The organism is Nocardioides panzhihuensis (assembly GCF_013408335.1).
Lineage (GTDB): Bacteria > Actinomycetota > Actinomycetes > Propionibacteriales > Nocardioidaceae > Nocardioides > Nocardioides panzhihuensis.
The window spans coordinates 4,404,951-4,421,663 of record NZ_JACBZR010000001.1; the positions used below are offsets into that span (position 1 = coordinate 4,404,951).

The following is a 16,713-nucleotide window of genomic DNA, read 5'->3' on the forward strand; positions in this document are numbered from 1 at the left end:
TGGGTGGGACCCCGTCAAGAGCAAAACTCTTGATCTCAAGATTTCGTTACCGGAAACTGATCATGAACGTCACAGAATTACCAGGTGAACGTCGAGGCCTTCAGAGGAGCCAGCGGCCGAGCAAGGTGCCGTCGTGCTCGATGAGGGATCCCAGGGACACCGGCACCTCGATGGGCGGTGCGGTCACGATGCGTGGGCTGCTGCCCGCGAGGAGCTTCGGGGTGATCGTGTGGCAGAGCTCGTCGACCAGGCCGGCCTCGAGCAGCGTGCCGAGCAGCGACGGCCCGCCCTCGCAGAGCACGTGCCGCAGACCCTCCTCGTGCAGGCGGGTGAGAAGCGCGGAGAGGTCGACCTCGACCGCGCCGGTGACGTAGACGTTCTCCTCGCCGAGCTCGTCGCGGGCCGCCGCCAGGCCCGGCGCTTCGGCCACCGTCGCGAGCCGGACGGAGCCAGGCTCGCTGCCGCGGAGATCGTCGGGGATCCGGCCGCGGCGGGAGACGATGACGATCGGGGTTCCCTTGGCTTCGTACGTCTCGGCGGCGGCGGTCCCCGCTCCGACCAGGACCACGTCCGCGAGGTCGCGCAGGGCATGGAAGACCTCGACGTCGACGGTGTTGTTGACCGTGCCGGACCGGCCGTCGGGGCCGGTCGCGGCGCCGTCCAGGGAGCTGACCATGTTGACGCGCAACCAGGGCAGTCGGGGCGGCGCGTAGATCGCGCGCAGGCCCTCGGGAGTGGTCGGGTCACCGTCACCGTGCAGGAGGATCACCCTGCCCACGTTAGAGCCGCCGGTGGTCGAGCCTGTCGAGACCCACGCTATCTTCTTCGCATGAGTTGGTTGGTTACCGGAGGCGCGGGCTACATCGGATCGCACGTCGTACAGGCGCTGCTCGACGCAGGCCTGGAGCCGGTGGTCCTCGACGATCTCTCCTCGGGGTTCGCGAAGTTCGTGCCCGACCACGTCACCCTCGTCGAGGCGTCGCTGCTCGACAGGTCCGCGGTCGAGCAGGCGATCAGCAACCACGGCGTCGAGGGCGTCATCCACCTCGCCGGCTTCAAGTACGCCGGGGTGTCGGTGCAGCGTCCGCTGCACACCTACGCCCAGAACGTCACCGGCACCGCCAACCTCCTCGAGGCGATGGCGGCCACCGGTGTCGACCAGATCGTCTTCTCCTCCTCGGCCGCGACCTTCGGGACCCCCGACGTCGACCTGGTCACCGAGACCACGCCGACCACCCCGGAGAGCCCCTACGGCGAGTCGAAGCTGATCGGCGAGTGGCTGATCGCCGACGTGGCGCGCGCCGAGGGGCTCACGCACACGAGCCTGCGCTACTTCAACGTGGTCGGCTCCGGGAGCAAGAACCTCTACGACACCAGCCCCCACAACCTCTTCCCGCTGGTCTTCGACGCCCTGGCCAAGGGCAAGACGCCGCAGATCAACGGCGACGACTACCCGACCCCCGACGGCACCTGCGTACGCGACTACGTGCACGTCTCCGACCTCGCCCGCGCCCACGTGGTCGCCGCCAAGCGGCTCGCGGAGGGCAAGGACCTCGAGCCGGTCTACAACCTGGGCTCGGGTGACGGTTCCTCGGTCCGGCAGATCATGGACACGATCCGTGAGGTGACCGGCATCGAGTTCGAGCCCATCATCAACCCGCGTCGCCCCGGAGACCCGGCCCGCATCGTCGCCACCGGCGAGCTCGCCCGCCGCGACCTGGGGTGGGAGATGCGCCACGACCTGCGCTCCATGGTCGCCACCGCCTGGGAGGCCCGCCAGGCCGCAGGCGACGACTACCCCGGCTGACCCGCTCCCGGCGAAATGAAAGGCGGCCCGCTCTTTCGAGCGGGCCGCCTTCGCTGTTCGACCTGGATCAGGCCTTGGCGTTCGTGGTGCCGGCCTTCTTGGCGGGAGCCTTCTTCGCCGGGGCCTTCTTGGCGGGGGCCTGCTTGGCGGGCGCCTCGGGGCTCGCGGCGGCCGGGGCCGGGGCCGCGGGGCTCTCGGCGACGATCTCGGTCTTCTTGAGCTTCGCAACGAAGGTCTCACCGCGGGTGGCGAGCTTGTCGTAGGTGCCGGTGGCGCTGTCGGTGGTCTCGTCGAGCTTCGACTTGACGGTCACCTTCACCTTCTCGGGAAGGACGGCGTACTGCTCCTTGGCCAGGGCCGGGAGCGTCTTCGGGTTGAAGCCGGTCACGGTGGTCTTGGCGGCGGTGGCCTTCTCGGTCGCCTTGGTGCGGGCGTCGGTCAGCTTGGTGGTCGCCTCGGAGCGGTAGCCGTCGACCCGCTTCTGGATGTCGGTCGCGTAACCCTTGACGGTCTCGTAGGCGAGGTCGGCGACGCCGGCGACGGCGTTGAGGGGCTTGGTGGTCTCAATCTTGGGCAGGGTGGGCATCTGGGTTCTCCTCAGGATGGGGTGCTTCTTCATCGGCGGCCGGCGCATCGTCGGTGACACGACTGTTGAGAGCAAGGAACGAGTGATAGACGTCGAGCAGCGAGTGCTTCTGCCGCTCGGTCAGGGTCGGATCGGCGAGCACCGCGAGCTCCACGGACCCTCCGACGTTGGAGTCAGGGCTGAGGATCCCGGCACGGACGTAGACCTGCTCCGCCGAGATCCGCAGCGCCTTGGCGATCTGCTGGAGGACCTCAGCCGATGGCTTGCGCAGACCGCGTTCGATCTGGCTGAGGTAGGGGTTGGACACGCCTGCTTGGTCGGCGAGCTGACGCAGAGACATCTCGGCCGAGATCCTCTGTTCCTTCAGATACTCGCCGAGCGTGCCGACCGCACTCGTGACCTTGCTCTTGACCATGCGTCCAGTGTGCTAACAATTGCTAGCAAACACAAGTCCTCGGCAACCAAAGTGACACACATCACCTACTAGTTGCTTCATCAACCAGCGGAAACACGCCGAAACGCGGCCCTCCAGGCTCGCTAGCAACCCGCTAGCATTCACAGCAGCGCGCGGATCTGCCCCACCCTGCGTCCGCCCCCGAGGATCGGCGCCTCCCCGGTCGCCCGCACCGCGTCGGCGTCGACCCCGTCGAGGTCGCCGACCCCGTCCCGGATCAACGCGGCGGCCATCACGACCGGCCGCGCCCGGTCACCGCCGTCGTCGGCCTTCAGGGCCCAGGCACGGCCGTCGGGCAGCGCGACCGCATAGACCGCCTCGGCTCCCAGCTTGCCGATCAGGCCAGGTACGGCCCGGTGCAGCGCCACCTCGTCGCGGGTCGTGCCCGAGACGTACTCAGGGTGTGCACGTATCGCCGCGGCGACCCGCGCGGCCGGGCCGTCGACCGCCGCGGCGATGGTCGAGAACGCCCGCGCCAGCCCGGTCAGCGACGTGGACAGAGCCGGCGCCCCGCAGCCGTCGACGGTGACGTACGCAGCCTCGCCGGTGCACGCCTCGAGCACCTCCTGGATCCCAACCTGGAGAGGGTGCTCGGGATCCAGATAGCCCTCGAGAGACCAGCCGGCCGTGACGCAGGTGGCGAGCATCGCCGCGTGCTTGCCGGAGCAGTTCATCGCCAGCCGGGTCTTCGGCTCACCGCGACGGAGCGCCTCCTCGCGGGCCTCCACCCCGAACGGGTAGTCCTCGATGTTGCCGAGCGCGGACTCGTCCAGGCCGACGGTGGCGAGGATGCGGCGTACGCCTTCTTGGTGGATCGCCTCTCCTGAGTGGGAGGCGCAGGCGAGGGCGAGCAGATCGGGCGGCAGGTCGAGGCCGAGGATCAGCATCGCGAGGGCCTGGACCGGCTTGGTCGAGGAGCGAGGCAGGATCGGCGAGTCGACGTCGCCGAGCGACCACCCCACGGTGCCGTCGGCGGCCAGGGCAACGGCGGACCCGTAGTGGTGTCCCTCGACGAAGTCGGAGCGGATGATCTCGGCGAACGGCACAGGTGCTGGCATGGGGGCGAGACTATGTGAGAGTTGCCCCGTGCTCGCCGACCTCCTCACCCAAGAAGCACTCAGCGTTCTCGTGGTCAGCTTCGGCATCGGCATCGTCGTCGGGCTGACCGGCATGGGCGGTGGCGCCCTGATGACGCCGGCGCTGATCTTCCTCGGAGTGCCCCCGACGACCGCCGTCGCCAACGACCTCGTCGCCGCCTCGGTCAACAAGTCGGTCGGTGCCACGGTGCACTGGCGCCACGGCTCCCCCAACATCCGGCTGGCGACCTATCTGGTCATCGGCTCGGTGCCCTTCGCCTTCCTAGGCACCTTCGTGCACAAGCTGGCGCCCGGTGACACCGACCACTTCCTCAAGCTCGTTCTCGGCGGGGCCCTGCTGTTCGCGGCCGCGTCCTACATGTTCCGGATGTACCTCCAGCTTCGCCTGGTCACCGGCGGCAACGAGGCCCCCGAGGAAGATCCCCGACTGAAGCCGCTGCTCACCATCGTCATCGGCGCGCTCGGCGGCCTCTTGGTCGGCATCACCTCGGTCGGCTCCGGCTCGGTCATCATGATCGCGCTGCTGCTGGTCTACCCGACGCTCTCCGCGGTCAAGCTGGTCGGCACCGACCTGGTCCAGGCGGTGCCGCTCGTCCTGGCCGCCGCGATCGGCCAGGTGATCAACCACGGAGTCGAGTGGGCGGTGCTGATCCCGCTCATCCTCGGCGGCACCCCCGGCACCTTCCTCGGCTCCCGGATGGCGCGCTGGGTCTCCCAGTCGGTCATCCGCCGCGGCATCGTCATCATGCTGACGCTCTCCGGCGCCAAGATGCTCGGGGCCGACGCGACGTTCCTGCTGTTCCTGGGTGGCGGGATGCTGCTCCTGGGTCCGTTGCTGTGGGGCTTCATCCGCCAGTCACGAGGGCTGGCCGCCTTCGACAACAATGCGGCTGCCTGGCGGCTGCCGGACCGCTCGGACAAGTAGTCCACGCCCCGCTGGTCGAGCCGCGAGGCCGCCTGCGGCCGAGCGTGTCGAGACCAACACAGTCCCCTGTCGCGCTCGATCGAACTGTGTTGGTCTCGACACGCCTTCGCCTAGCGGCTCCGGCGGCTCGACCAGCGAGCCTCAGGCCTTCAGGTAGCGGCGCAGGGCGTCGAGGTGGTCCTCGGGCTCGAAGCCGGTGGCGGTGAGCTTGTCGAGGGACATCACCGAGTTGAGCGGCCGCGGCGCGACACCCTCCTTGCCCGCGAAGTAGGCCTCCGTCGAGGTCGCACCCACGTCGCCCGCGTCGCGCCCCGACAGCGAGAACACCTCGGCGGCGACGTCCCTCCAAGAGCACGGCTGCCCGGCGTTGGTGCAGTTGTAGACCCCGTACGCAGCCTCGGACCGCAGCAGGTGAGCGGTGGCCGCGGCGAGGGTGTCGGTGAAGGTCAGGCGACCGATCTGGTCGTCCACCACGGTGGGCGAGACGCCCTTCTCGGCGAGAGCCGCCATGGTGCGTACGAAGTTCTTGCCGTCGCCGACGACCCAGGACGTGCGCAGGATGTAGTGACGGGGAGCGCCGGCGACGGCGATGTCACCGGCAGCCTTGGACTGGGCGTAGACGCCGAGGGGCGAGACCGGCTCGTCCTCGGCGTGCTCGGTGGCGGTGCCGTCGAAGACGTACTCCGTCGAGTAGTGCACCAGCGTCAGGCGGTGCTCGGTCGCGACCCGGGCGAGCAGCGCCGGAGCCGTCGCGTTCGCGGCCCAGGCGGTGCGCCGGCCGTCGGCGGTCTCGGCGACGTCGACGGCGGTGTAGGCGGCGGCGTTGAGAATGAGCTGGTAGTCGGGCCACGGCCAGGCAGCGACGGCCTTCTCGTCCGAGATGTCCAGCTCGTCGAGGTCGACCGCGTCTGCCTCGGGGAAGGCCGCGGCCAGGGCCCGGCCGAGCTGGCCGTTGGCGCCGATGATCAGCGTCTTCTTCGGCTTCATCGGGGCGATCTCGGCCAGGCGCGGGTTGGTCCGGTCCTTGTCGGAGATCTCGGCGGAGTCCAGCGGGATCGGCCAGGCGATCGCGGCGGTCTCGTCGGCGAGGTTGAGCGCCGGGTAGGCGAACCCGGGACGCCAGTGGTCGTTGACCAGGTAGGAGTAGACCGTGCCGTCCTCGAGCGCCTGGTAGGAGTTGCCGACCCCGCGGGGCACGAAGACCGCGGTGTCCGGGCCGATCTCGATGGAGAACGTCGCGCCGAAGGAGTCCCCTTCGCGCATGTCGACCCATGCCGCGAAGACCCGCCCGCACGCCACGGAGACGAACTTGTCCCACGGCTCGGTGTGGATGCCTCGGGTCGCGCCGCGGGAGGCGTTGAAGGACATGTTGTTCTGCACCGGGCCGAAGTCGGGGAGCCCCAGCTCCACCATCTTCGCGCGCTGCCAGTTCTCCTTGAACCAGCCGCGGGAGTCCCCGTGCACGGGCAGACGAGCGACCAGCATTCCCGGGATCGGGGTCTTCTCGATGGTCAGATCAGGCACGCGGTTCTCAGGCACAGTCACTGCCCCTTCGCGGCGTACTTGGTCTCGGTCTCGTGCTTCAGCGGCGACCACCAAGCCTCGTTCTCCTGATACCAGGCGATCGTCGCGGCCAGGCCCTTGTCGAAGTCCTGGTACTTCGGCTCCCAGCCGAGCTCGCTGCGCAGCTTGCCGGACTCGATGGCGTAGCGACGGTCGTGGCCGGCGCGGTCGGTGACCCACTCGATGTCGTCCTCGGGACGGCCGAAGTGACGCAGGATCGCGCGGACGACGTCGACGTTGGACTTCTCGCCGTCCGCACCGATCAGGTAGGTCTCCCCGATCCGGCCCTTCTCGAGGATCGCCCAGACCGCCGAGGAGTGGTCCTCGGTGTGGATCCAGTCGCGCACGTTGAGCCCGTCGCCGTAGACGCGCGGCCGGCGCCCCTCGATCACCTCGGTGATCTGGCGCGGGATGAACTTCTCGACGTGCTGCCACGGGCCGTAGTTGTTGGAGCAGTTGGAGATCGTCGCGCGCACGCCGAAGGAGCGCACCCAGGCGCGGACGAGGTGGTCGGAGCCGGCCTTGGTGGCCGAGTAGGGCGAGGACGGCTGGTAGGGGGTGTCCTCGGTGAACCGCTTCGGGTCGTCCAGGTCCAGGTCGCCGTAGACCTCGTCGGTGGAGACGTGGTGGAACCGCACGTCGTGGCGGCGGACCGCCTCGAGCAGCACGAAGGTGCCGACGATGTTGGTCTGTACGAACGGAGCCGGGTCGGAGAGCGAGTTGTCGTTGTGCGACTCGGCCGCGTAGTGCACCACTGCGTCCGACTCAGCGACCAGCGGCTCGACGACCGCGGCGTCCGCGATGTCGCCGACCACGAGCTTCACCCGGTCTTCCGGCAGCCCCGCCAGCGACGCCTCCGAGGAGGCATAGGTCAGCTTGTCGAGCACCGTCACGTACGCATCGGTGTTGGCCACGAGGTGGTGCACGAAGTTGGAGCCGATGAACCCGGCACCGCCAGTCACAAGAATCCGTCTCACCGGTTCATCGTAGGCAGAATTAACCACCTGGTGGTTGCCGCGCCCCGGCGGGTTCCCTAGAACGTGGGGTGAACATCCGTAGGATCAACGAACCATGAAGGGCATCATCCTGGCCGGCGGCACCGGCTCACGTCTGCACCCGATCACGCTCGCGATCAGCAAGCAGCTGATGCCGATCTATGACAAGCCGATGATCTACTACCCGCTGACCACCCTGATGTTGGCCGGCATCCGCGACATCCTGGTGATCACGACGCCCCACGAGGCCTCCGGGTTCCACCGGCTCCTCGGCGACGGCAGCCATCTCGGCGTCAACATCAGCTACGCCGAGCAGCCCTCCCCCGACGGCCTCGCCCAGGCGTTCACGATCGGCGCCGACGTGGGCTTCCTCGACGAGTCCGAGGACGGTGTCGGCCTGGTCCTGGGCGACAACATCTTCTACGGGCCCGGCCTCGGGACCCAGCTGGCCCGGTTCGAGAAGATCACCGGTGGCGCCGTCTTCGGCTACCGCGTCGCCGACCCGAGGGCGTACGGCGTCGTCGAGTTCGACGAGAACCGCAAGGCGATCTCCCTGGAGGAGAAGCCTTCCGACCCGAAGAGCCCGTACGCCGTCCCCGGCCTCTACTTCTACGACAGCTCGGTCATCGAGCACGCCCGCGGGCTGAAGCCGTCCGCGCGCGGCGAGCTCGAGATCACCGACCTCAACCGGATCTACCTCGAAGCCGGCACCCTCCAGGTCGAGGTGCTGCCCCGAGGCACGGCCTGGCTCGACACCGGCACCCTCGAGGACCTCAACGAGGCCGCCAACTTCATCCGCGCCATCGAGCACCGCCAGGGCACCAAGATCGGCGCCCCCGAAGAGGTCGCCTGGCGCCAGGGCTGGCTCTCGGACGAGCAGCTCTCCGAGCTCGCTCAGCCGCTCCTGAAGAGCGGCTACGGGAAGTATCTACTCGGGCTGCTCGCCTAGCCGTGCCTCAGGCTTCGGCCGCGACCGTCTGCTCGGCGCGGCCGAAGTCGTCTTCGAGCCGGACGATGTCGTCCTCGCCGGTGTAGCCACCGCGCTGGACCTCGATGATCGAGAGCGGCTCGTCGGTCTCGTTGCAGATCCGGTGGGCCTGGCCGACGGCGACGTCGACCGACTCGCCCGGGCCGGCGATGGTGGTCACACCGTCGATGATGCAGGTCGCCTTGCCGTAGATGACCACCCAGTGCTCGGAGCGGTGGGTGTGGGTCTGGTAGGAGAGGCGGCTGTTGGGGAGCACCTCGATCCGCTTGACCTTGTACCCCGGACCGACGTCGATGACGTGCCACGAACCCCAGGGGCGGGTCTCGGAGTCACCAGCCATGATGTTGCCTCATTCCTAGACACTGAGCAGAAGACGCGACCATAACTGTACGCATCGGCGCACGGTTCATTGCGTGCCGATGTTCACCGGTCCGTTACACGCAGGTCGCCCACGAGGTCCGGATCTCGCTGGAAGAGAGCTCAGTCGCGCCCGTAGATGTCGCGGGTGTAGACCTTGTCGGCGACATCGGCGAGCACCTCGGTGCGCCGGTTGGCGATGATCACGTCGGCCCGGCTCTTGAACTCGTCGAGATCCCTGATGATCTCCGAGTGGAAGAACTCCGGCTCGTCGAGCTCGGGCTCGTAGATGATCACCTCGACGCCCTTGGCCTTGATCCGCTTCATCACTCCCTGGATCGAGGATTCACGGAAGTTGTCAGAGCCCGACTTCATGATCAGCCGGTAGACGCCGACCACCTTCGGCTCGCGACGCAGGACGTCGTTGGCGACGAAGTCCTTGCGCGTGGTGTTGGCCTCCACGATCGCCGAGATGAGGTTCTGCGGGACGTCTTGGTAGTTGGCCTGGAGCTGCCTGGTGTCCTTCGGCAGGCAGTAGCCGCCGTAGCCGAAGCTCGGGTTGTTGTAGTGCGACCCGATCCGTGGGTCCAAGCCGACGCCCTCGATGATCTGGGGCGTGTTGAGACCGTGGGTGGCGGCGTAGGTGTCGAGCTCGTTGAAGTAGGCGACCCGCAGCGCGAGGTAGGTGTTGGCGAACAGCTTGATCGCCTCGGCCTCCGTCGCGCCGGTCATCAGGACCGGCACGTCCGACTCCAGGGAGCCCTCGAGCAGCAGCTCCGCGAACCCCTTCGCGGCCGCGGAGTCGTCGCCGACGACGATGCGGGAGGGGTGCAGGTTGTCGTGGAGCGCCTGGCCCTCGCGCAGGAACTCGGGGCTGAAGAAGAGTGTCGCCTCGGGGTGCTCGGCCCGCTTGGCCGCGATGTAGCCGACCGGGATCGTCGACTTCACCACGATCGCTGCCTCTTGCGCGTAGCTCACCGCGTCGACGATCACGCCGTCGACGGTGGAGGTGTCGAAGTAGTTCGAGGCCTCGTCGTAGTTGGTCGGAGTGGCGACGAGGACGTACGCAGCGCCCGCGTAGGCGTCCTGCTTGTCGAGGGTCGCGCGCAGATCGAGCTCCTTGGTGGCCAGGAAGCTGGTGATCTCGGCGTCCTCGATCGGCGTCTTCCGCGCGTTGACCAGGTCGACCCGCTCCTGGGAGATGTCGAGGACGACGACCTCGTGCTTCTGCGCGAGCAGGACCGCGAGCGACATCCCGACGTATCCCACGCCGACAACGGTGATCTTCATATCGGCACTGTAAGCAGCGGTTCAGGGCGCGTCACAGCACCATCGTCCGGGATGTTCCCGTACGGGAACATCGGCTAGAGTGTTCATCGTGTCGTCGCCGTACCTGACCTCACCGGCCGCCTTCGGGTCGGCTGTGCGCGCGGCCCGGCGCCGCGCCGGCCTCACCCAGAGCGACCTGGCGCACCGCGCCGGCGTCGGCCGTCGGTTCGTGGTCGACGTCGAGTCCGGCCACCCGCGCGCCGAGCTCGGCAAGGCCCTCGCGCTCCTGGCGGTCCTGGACGTCTACCTCGCGCCCGCTCAGCTCACCTCGATCGCTCCGCCGCTGGAGGACGTCGATCTCGACGGCGTCCTGGCCCGCTGCCTCACCGCTCCGTGATGCGAGAGCTGTACGCCTTCGCCGGCCGCCGCCAGATGGGCACCTTCCGTCAGGCAGGCGACCGGATCGACTTCGCCTACGCCGAGACCGCCGGCCCGACGCCGATCTCGGCCTCCCTCCCGCGCACCGGCCCGGCCCTGACCCCGGGAGCGGCACGCGCGTGGCTCGACAACCTGCTCCCGGCCCCGGAGGACGTACGCCGCCGATGGGCGCGCGAACGAGGGCTCCCGGACACCGAGCCGATGACGCTGCTCGCCTCCTACGGCGACGATCTCCCCGGCGCGGTCTCGCTCACCGCCGACCCCGATCTGCCCTGGCGCCGGGCACCGCAGCCCGTCGAAGCGCCGCTGGCCGACATCGCGACCCGGCTCGCGGCGCTGCGCAACCAGCCCACCTCGTGGCTCGACCAGCGGGCGCGGCCACGGTTCTCCCTCGGCGGCCATCAGGGCAAGTTCGCGCTGCGGCGGGCTTCGGGGCAGTGGTTCTGGCCGACGTACGAGCATCCGTCGACGCACATCCTGCGACCGACGACCCCCACAGACGCCGCCGCGGTGATCGCGGACCTGGGCCGGTCCCGCTCAGCCGGGATCCCCGCCACCCGCACCGAGCTGATCACCTTCGGCGCGCAGGCCGCCCTCGTCTCGGAGCGCTGGGACCGGCTCGGCGGTCGGCGCATCCATGCCGAGACGATCCGGCAGGCGCTCGGTCGTCGGCCTGCCGAGGAGGTCGACCCGGGCGGCGTACGCGACCTGTTCCTACGTCTGGAGCTGGCGCCTCCGCCGGCCGGCGACGTCGGCCGGATCGCCTTCCTGCTGGCCGGAGAACGGGTCGTGGTCGCACCCCGCCGCTAGGGCGTCTCACCTGTCACATCTCACCGTGCGAATGGCGCTGCCATGGAAGACCGGAGGCCTGCGTACACTCGCAATCCCGCCCACGCGGGGATGGGACATTTCGCCGTGCCGTGGAAGCCGCCACTAGCATGGGCGCCTCAACCTGACGGAGAGGTCCTCTGGTTCCGTAATGACTGCAACACACGCCGACTACCGGCTCAGCCAGCTCGACCAGCTGGAAGCCGAGTCGATCCACATCTTCCGCGAGGCCGCGGCAGAGTTCGAGAAGCCTGTCCTGATGTTCTCGGGCGGCAAGGACAGCATCGTGATGCTGCGACTTGCGGAGAAGGCTTTCTTCCCTGCCAAGATCCCGTTCCCCGTCCTCCAGATCGACAACGGTCTCGACTTCCCCGAGGTCGCCGAGACCCGTGACCGCTGGGTCAGCCGCCTGGGCGTACGCCTGGTGATCGCAAGCATCGATGACGCCATCGAGCGCGGCATCGTCGTCGACGACGGCAAGACCTCGCGCAACCGCCTTCAGACCCCGACCCTGCTCAACGCGATCGAGGAGAACGGCTTCACCGCCGCCTTCGGTGGCGGTCGCCGTGACGAGGAGAAGGCGCGCGCCAAGGAGCGCGTCTACTCCCACCGCGACGAGTTCGGCCAGTGGGATCCCAAGATGCAGCGCCCCGAGCTCTGGTCTCTCTACAACGGCCGCCTCCACGAGGGCGAGCACATGCGAGTCTTCCCGATCTCCAACTGGACCGAGCTGGACATCTGGGACTACATCGGCCGCGAGAACATCGAGATCCCGCAGGTCTACTTCGCCCACCAGCGCCGCGTCTTCGAGCGCGACGGCATGCTGCTCACGGAGACTCCGCTCAACCCGCTGCGCGAGGGTGAGGTCGTCACCGAGCGCACCGTCCGTTACCGCACCTGCGGCGACATGACGCTGACCGGTTGCGTCGAGTCGACGGCTTCCACCATCCCCGAGATCATCGAGGAGGTCGCCGCTGCCCGGGTCACCGAGCGTGGCGCGACCCGCGGTGACGACAGGTTCTCCGAGGCAGCCATGGAGGACCGCAAGAAGGAAGGCTACTTCTGATGGCCATGGATCTGCTGCGGTTCGCGACCGCCGGCTCCGTCGACGACGGCAAGTCCACGCTCATCGGGCGGCTGCTGTTCGACTCGAAGTCGATCTTCACCGACCAGCTCGAGTCGGTCGAGAAGACCTCCCTGGACAAGGGCCACGGCTACGTGGACCTCTCGCTGCTGACCGACGGGCTGCGCTCCGAGCGGGAGCAGGGCATCACCATCGACGTGGCCTACCGCTACTTCGCGACGCCCAACCGCAAGTTCATCATCGCCGACACCCCGGGCCACGTGCAGTACACGCGCAACATGGTCACCGGTGCCTCCACCGCCGACCTCGGCCTGGTGCTCGTCGACGCCCGGCACGGCCTCACCGAGCAGTCGCGTCGTCACGCCGTCCTGCTCTCGCTGCTGCGCGTGCCGCACCTGGTCCTGTGCATCAACAAGATGGACCTCGTGGACTACTCCCAGGAGGTCTACAACAAGATCTCGGCCGAGTTCACCGCGTTCGCGACCAAGCTCAACATCCCGGACCTCGAGGTCATCCCGATCTCGGCGCTCAAGGGGGACAACGTGGTGACCCGGTCCACCAGCATGGACTGGTACTCCGGCCCGACGCTGATCCACCACCTCGAGCACGTCCACGTGGCCTCCGACCGCGACCTGGTCGACGTGCGCCTTCCGGTGCAGTACGTCATCCGGCCGAAGTCGGACGACCACCACGACTACCGCGGCTACGCGGGTCAGGTCGCCGGCGGCGTGCTCAAGCCGGGTGACGAGGTCATGGTGCTTCCGTCCGGCATGACCAGCAAGATCGCCGGGATCGACCTGTTCGACAGGGAGATCTCCGAGGCGTTCCCGCCGATGTCGGTGACCGTGCGGCTCGAGGACGACGTCGACGTGAGCCGCGGCGACATGATCTCGCGGGTCAAGAACGCTCCCGAGCCCAGCCAGGACATCGACGCGATGATCTGCTGGATGACCAACGCACCGCTGCGTCCGCGGCAGAAGCTGGCCATCAAGCACACCTCCAACTCGGGGCGAGCGCTGATCAAGGACATCCAGTACCGCCTGGACGTCAACTCGCTCCACCGTGACCTGGAGACCAAGGAGCTCGGCCTCAACGAGATCGGCCGCGTCCAGCTGCGCACCACCAAGCCGCTGCTGTGCGACCCCTACTCGAAGAACCGCACCACCGGCTCCTTCATCCTCATCGACGAGGCGACCGGCGTCACCGTCGGCGCGGGCATGATCAACGACTGAGCACGTTCAGCCACCGCCGAGTCGGCGCAAACGGACCGGAGCGCAGCGAGGACCGGATTGCGCCGACTCGGCGGTGGCAAACGCTGCCGGCCATCTACCGACCCATCAGGTGATCTTGTGCCTCAGCAGTTCTCTCCCACGCCGCGCGAGCTCGACGACATCGAGCTGATCGTCTCCGGCGCCCTCCAGGGTCCACTCAACGCCCCCGGGTCCCCGTTGACGCTGGCCCTCCCCGACTCCGTGTCCGAGGCGGCAGCGGCGGACGGCGCGGTGGAGGTCGTGGACCCCGAGGGACTGCCGCTGGCACGGGTCACCTGGCCCGCGGGCGAGGTCACCGGCCTCTCCTCCCCCGCCTACGGTCCCTTCCGACGGCTCTACCTCACCCCGGAGCAGACCCGGGAGGCGTACGCCGGGCGGACGGTCGTCCCGGTCACGGACGCGCTCACCACCACCGAGATCACCGAGCTGGGTTCTCTGGGACCGGTCCTCCTGCTCGCGCTCGTCGGGCACGGCACCCCGTCGCTCTCTCCCGTCGCGCTGCTGCGCGCCTCGTTGCTCGCCGCGGAGGCACTGCCCGACGCGGCCGTCGTCGCGGTCCCGCTGGCCGCTCACGACGACCCCGAGGCCGACCATGCCCTGGGTGTTGCCGTCGTGGAGGCGTACGCCGGCGGCGACCCGATCCACGCGCTGGCCTCCCCCGCGTCGGACGACTACCCCACCGACATCGCCGCCATCATCGACTCCGACCAGCCCGCCCCCGAGGAGCAGGGCCTGGTCGTCTTCTTCACCGGCCTCTCCGGATCCGGCAAGTCCACGCTCGCCCGCGCGCTGATGGACCGGATCCTCGAGCAGGGCACCCGGACGGTCACCTCGCTGGACGGCGACGTCGTCCGCCGCAACCTGTCGGCCGGGCTGACCTTCTCCAAGGAGGACCGGGAGACCAACATCCGCCGGATCGGCTGGGTCGCCGCCGAGATCTCCCGCCACGGCGGCCTCGCCGTCTGCTCCCCCATCGCTCCCTTCGACGCGACCCGCCAGGACGTACGCCGCTACGTCGACGACGCCGGTGGCGCCTTCTTCCTGGTGCATGTGGCCACCCCGCTGGAGGAGTGCGAGCGGCGCGACCGCAAGGGCCTCTACGCCAAGGCCCGGGCCGGCGAGATCCCCGAGTTCACCGGGATCTCCTCGCCCTACGAGGAGCCGGACGACGCCGACGTACGCGTCGACACCACCGGCCGCTCGATCGAGGACGCGCTCGACGACGTCATCGACGGCCTGCGCCTCGCGGGCTACCTCGACCTCGGCTGATCTCCGGACGCCGCGCCCACACCTTCGTCGACGTCGACCACGCTGACCACGTACTTCCCCTGCACCCCGCCCGCCTCGAGCGCCCGGTGCGCCGCTGCCGTCTCCTCCAGAGAGAAGACGGTGTCGACCGCCGGGCTCAGCTCCTTGTCGATGACATGCCGGCCCAGGTCGTCGAGAAGGGCCTGGGTCGGGTTGCCGCTGAAGAAGCGCACCCGGCTACGGCCGTGGACCGCGCTGGCGGCGATGTAGCCGAGGGAAGACACCACCTTCTCGAGGTCGAAAGCGATCGCGACCATGCGCCCGCCAGGGTTCAGCAGGCCCCTGAAGGTCCGCAGGTCGGTCCCCACGGTGTCCAGGATGACGTCGAAGCGACCGAGGTCCGCGGGCCGGACGCTGCGATGGTCGACGGCCTCATGGGCCCCGAGCCCGCGTACGAAGTCGAGGTTGGCGGCTCGGGCGAGGCCGGTCACCTCCGCGCCGTACACCCGTCCTAGCTGCACCGCGGCGTTGCCGACGCCGCCCGCCGCACCGCGCACGAGAAGTCGTTCGCCCGGACGCAGCCCTGCCTTGTCCCTCAGCGCGGTGACGGCGGTGGTGGCGACCGGCAGCGATGCGGCCTCCACCAGGTCCAGTCCGTCCGGGACCAGGCCGACACGCTCGGCCGGGACGGACACGTACTCCGCGGCGCTTCCGAAACCCGAGGTGCGACCCATGACGCCCCACACGCGGTCACCGGCGGCGAGACGGGTGACGCCTGCGCCGAGTGCCGCGACCTCGCCGGTGAAGTCCAGTCCGACGCGCTGGGGGAACTTCCGGCCGGTCAGCAGACGGATACGACCGGCACGAGCCGAGAGTTCACCGCCGTTGACGCTGAATGCGTGCACCTTGACCAGCACCTCGCCGTGGGCCGGCTCGGGGCGTGGCACCCGGCCCACGTAGAGCTCCTCGGGCCCGCCGTAGCGGTCGAAGAGCACTGCCTTCATCATCTGGTCGTTCATCACTCTGCCTCTTTCGGCTGTCGTCGTCGGTGGATCCTTCACAGACGGTAAGGTCCTAAATGGATACAATCATCCGTTTAGGACGGAAGCGAGAGACAGTGATGGTGGAATCGTCTCGGATCCCAGCCCCAAAGGGGGTGCGAGCCGACGCACGCCGCAACCGCGACCGCGTCCTCGCCGCCGCCCGTGCGGTCTTCGCCGAGCGCGGGATCGACGCCCCGATGGCCACCGTCGCCCGGCGAGCCGGAGTGGGCGTCGCGACGCTCTACCGGCACTTCCCTACCCGGGACGCTCTGGTTCAGGGCGCGTTCGAGGAACAGATGGACACCTGTTCGCAGGCTCTCGACGACGCCCTGGCAGCCTCCGACCCGTGGCAGGGCTTCCAGCAACTGGTCGAGACCGTGTGCAACCTCCAACGGAAGGAACGCGGCTTCCCAGCCGCCTTTCTGGCCGCCTTCCCGGACAGCACCGCCGAGCACGCACAGGCCAGGAAGGACGCCGAGCACGGCATCATGACTCTGGTCCGCAGGGCCCAAGCGACCGGCGCCCTTCGGGAAGATTTCCACCCTTCCGACCTCGGCGTCGTCATGTTGGCGCACTGCGGCCTGGTGGCCGCACTACCGGACGACGCCGCAGCCTCCCGGCGCCTGGTGGCCTATCTGCTCCAGTCGTTCCGTGCCGACGCGACCCGCGAACCGCTGCCTTCACCGACGACGCTGACCCTGGACAGCCTCCCGTTCACCGCCGACGGCCCTCCGGGACGGCGGTCTTCGCGGGCCTGATG

Annotated in this window: 18 protein-coding genes; 9 read left to right on the forward strand and 9 right to left on the reverse strand. The window is 68.8% G+C overall.

From position 1 onward, the window contains the following. Nucleotides 1-100: 100 nt before the first annotated feature. Nucleotides 101-769 carry a dihydrofolate reductase family protein gene (locus BJ988_RS20910; protein ID WP_179659836.1) on the reverse strand — a complete coding sequence of 223 codons (669 nt, stop codon included), beginning with the start codon at nucleotides 767-769 and terminating at the stop codon, nucleotides 101-103. A gap of 60 nt (nucleotides 770-829) precedes the next feature. On the opposite strand from BJ988_RS20910, the gene galE reads away from it, so the two are divergent. Continuing rightward, on the forward strand, nucleotides 830-1,807 hold the full coding sequence (gene galE, locus BJ988_RS20915) for a UDP-glucose 4-epimerase GalE (RefSeq protein ID WP_179659837.1): 978 nt from the start codon (nucleotides 830-832) through the stop codon (nucleotides 1,805-1,807). A 67-nt stretch (nucleotides 1,808-1,874) separates the two neighbouring features. On the opposite strand, the gene BJ988_RS20920 is transcribed toward galE, so the two are convergent. The 3 genes from BJ988_RS20920 to BJ988_RS20930 form a co-directional block, all read right to left on the reverse strand. After that, a complete protein-coding gene (locus tag BJ988_RS20920) occupies nucleotides 1,875-2,393 on the reverse strand; it encodes a hypothetical protein (RefSeq protein WP_179659838.1) in 519 nt (172 codons plus the stop codon). Further along, a complete protein-coding gene (locus BJ988_RS20925) occupies nucleotides 2,371-2,808 on the reverse strand; it encodes a helix-turn-helix domain-containing protein (RefSeq protein ID WP_179659839.1) in 438 nt (145 codons plus the stop codon). The genes BJ988_RS20920 and BJ988_RS20925 overlap by 23 nt, the downstream gene beginning before the upstream one ends. A 140-nt stretch (nucleotides 2,809-2,948) precedes the next feature. Next, nucleotides 2,949-3,905: an asparaginase gene (locus tag BJ988_RS20930; protein ID WP_179659840.1), complete on the reverse strand. Its 957-nt coding sequence runs from the start codon at nucleotides 3,903-3,905 to the stop codon at nucleotides 2,949-2,951. 28 nt (nucleotides 3,906-3,933) lie between these two features. Between BJ988_RS20930 and BJ988_RS20935 the strand changes: the two genes are divergently transcribed. Continuing rightward, entirely contained in the window at nucleotides 3,934-4,869 is a 936-nt protein-coding gene (locus tag BJ988_RS20935) for a TSUP family transporter (protein ID WP_179659841.1), read from the forward strand. A gap of 141 nt (nucleotides 4,870-5,010) precedes the next feature. Here BJ988_RS20935 and BJ988_RS20940 read toward each other — a convergent pair whose 3' ends face one another. Next, a complete protein-coding gene (locus tag BJ988_RS20940; protein ID WP_179661615.1) occupies nucleotides 5,011-6,393 on the reverse strand; it encodes a sugar nucleotide-binding protein in 1,383 nt (460 codons plus the stop codon). A gap of 17 nt (nucleotides 6,394-6,410) precedes the next feature. After that, entirely contained in the window at nucleotides 6,411-7,409 is a 999-nt protein-coding gene (rfbB, locus tag BJ988_RS20945) for a dTDP-glucose 4,6-dehydratase (RefSeq protein ID WP_179659842.1), read from the reverse strand. A gap of 94 nt (nucleotides 7,410-7,503) precedes the next feature. On the opposite strand from rfbB, the gene rfbA reads away from it, so the two are divergent. Further along, nucleotides 7,504-8,376 (forward strand): glucose-1-phosphate thymidylyltransferase RfbA, encoded by an 873-nt coding sequence (gene rfbA, locus BJ988_RS20950; RefSeq protein ID WP_179659843.1) that lies wholly within the window; start codon nucleotides 7,504-7,506, stop codon nucleotides 8,374-8,376. A gap of 7 nt (nucleotides 8,377-8,383) precedes the next feature. Here the strand turns inward: rfbA and BJ988_RS20955 are convergent, their stop codons facing one another. After that, nucleotides 8,384-8,755, reverse strand: coding sequence for a phosphomannose isomerase type II C-terminal cupin domain (locus BJ988_RS20955; RefSeq protein WP_179659844.1), 372 nt, complete (start codon nucleotides 8,753-8,755; stop codon nucleotides 8,384-8,386). A gap of 140 nt (nucleotides 8,756-8,895) precedes the next feature. Next, nucleotides 8,896-10,062, reverse strand: a complete 1,167-nt coding sequence (locus tag BJ988_RS20960; RefSeq protein ID WP_179659845.1) for a nucleotide sugar dehydrogenase — start codon at nucleotides 10,060-10,062, stop codon at nucleotides 8,896-8,898. 88 nt (nucleotides 10,063-10,150) lie between these two features. On the opposite strand from BJ988_RS20960, the gene BJ988_RS20965 reads away from it, so the two are divergent. From BJ988_RS20965 to cysC, 5 genes are all read left to right on the forward strand, one after another. Further along, the gene (locus BJ988_RS20965; protein ID WP_218861012.1) at nucleotides 10,151-10,438 is read left to right on the forward strand and encodes a helix-turn-helix domain-containing protein; all 288 of its coding nucleotides are present in this window, start codon (nucleotides 10,151-10,153) and stop codon (nucleotides 10,436-10,438) included. Continuing rightward, a complete protein-coding gene (locus BJ988_RS20970) occupies nucleotides 10,438-11,289 on the forward strand; it encodes a HipA N-terminal domain-containing protein (RefSeq protein ID WP_179659847.1) in 852 nt (283 codons plus the stop codon). The genes BJ988_RS20965 and BJ988_RS20970 overlap by 1 nt, the downstream gene beginning before the upstream one ends. Before the next feature lie 169 nt (nucleotides 11,290-11,458). After that, nucleotides 11,459-12,373, forward strand: coding sequence for a sulfate adenylyltransferase subunit CysD (cysD, locus tag BJ988_RS20975; RefSeq protein ID WP_179659848.1), 915 nt, complete (start codon nucleotides 11,459-11,461; stop codon nucleotides 12,371-12,373). Continuing rightward, nucleotides 12,373-13,623, forward strand: a complete 1,251-nt coding sequence (locus BJ988_RS20980) for a sulfate adenylyltransferase subunit 1 (protein WP_218861014.1) — start codon at nucleotides 12,373-12,375, stop codon at nucleotides 13,621-13,623. Before cysD ends, BJ988_RS20980 begins: the two co-directional genes overlap by 1 nt. A gap of 117 nt (nucleotides 13,624-13,740) precedes the next feature. Continuing rightward, on the forward strand, nucleotides 13,741-14,931 hold the full coding sequence (gene cysC, locus BJ988_RS31435; RefSeq protein ID WP_179659849.1) for an adenylyl-sulfate kinase: 1,191 nt from the start codon (nucleotides 13,741-13,743) through the stop codon (nucleotides 14,929-14,931). Here cysC and BJ988_RS20990 read toward each other — a convergent pair. Beyond that, nucleotides 14,913-15,929: an NAD(P)-dependent alcohol dehydrogenase gene (locus tag BJ988_RS20990; RefSeq protein ID WP_179659850.1), complete on the reverse strand. Its 1,017-nt coding sequence runs from the start codon at nucleotides 15,927-15,929 to the stop codon at nucleotides 14,913-14,915. The genes cysC and BJ988_RS20990 overlap by 19 nt on opposite strands. 137 nt (nucleotides 15,930-16,066) lie before the next feature. Between BJ988_RS20990 and BJ988_RS20995 the strand changes: the two genes are divergently transcribed. After that, nucleotides 16,067-16,711 carry a TetR family transcriptional regulator gene (locus BJ988_RS20995; protein WP_218861017.1) on the forward strand — a complete coding sequence of 215 codons (645 nt, stop codon included), beginning with the start codon at nucleotides 16,067-16,069 and terminating at the stop codon, nucleotides 16,709-16,711. The last annotated feature ends 2 nt before the right edge of the window (nucleotides 16,712-16,713 follow it).

Coding starts and splice junctions, on each gene's coding strand:
- BJ988_RS20960 (WP_179659845.1), bottom strand. CDS start 10,062: ATGAAGATCACCGTTGTCGGCGTGGGATACGTCGGGATGTCGCTCGCG.
- BJ988_RS20930 (WP_179659840.1), bottom strand. CDS start 3,905: ATGCCAGCACCTGTGCCGTTCGCCGAGATCATCCGCTCCGACTTCGTC.
- BJ988_RS20970 (WP_179659847.1), top strand. CDS start 10,438: ATGCGAGAGCTGTACGCCTTCGCCGGCCGCCGCCAGATGGGCACCTTC.
- BJ988_RS20920 (WP_179659838.1), bottom strand. CDS start 2,393: ATGCCCACCCTGCCCAAGATTGAGACCACCAAGCCCCTCAACGCCGTC.
- BJ988_RS20925 (WP_179659839.1), bottom strand. CDS start 2,808: ATGGTCAAGAGCAAGGTCACGAGTGCGGTCGGCACGCTCGGCGAGTAT.
- BJ988_RS20990 (WP_179659850.1), bottom strand. CDS start 15,929: ATGAACGACCAGATGATGAAGGCAGTGCTCTTCGACCGCTACGGCGGG.
- BJ988_RS20955 (WP_179659844.1), bottom strand. CDS start 8,755: ATGGCTGGTGACTCCGAGACCCGCCCCTGGGGTTCGTGGCACGTCATC.
- galE (WP_179659837.1), top strand. CDS start 830: ATGAGTTGGTTGGTTACCGGAGGCGCGGGCTACATCGGATCGCACGTC.
- BJ988_RS20980 (WP_218861014.1), top strand. CDS start 12,373: ATGGCCATGGATCTGCTGCGGTTCGCGACCGCCGGCTCCGTCGACGAC.
- cysD (WP_179659848.1), top strand. CDS start 11,459: ATGACTGCAACACACGCCGACTACCGGCTCAGCCAGCTCGACCAGCTG.
- rfbA (WP_179659843.1), top strand. CDS start 7,504: ATGAAGGGCATCATCCTGGCCGGCGGCACCGGCTCACGTCTGCACCCG.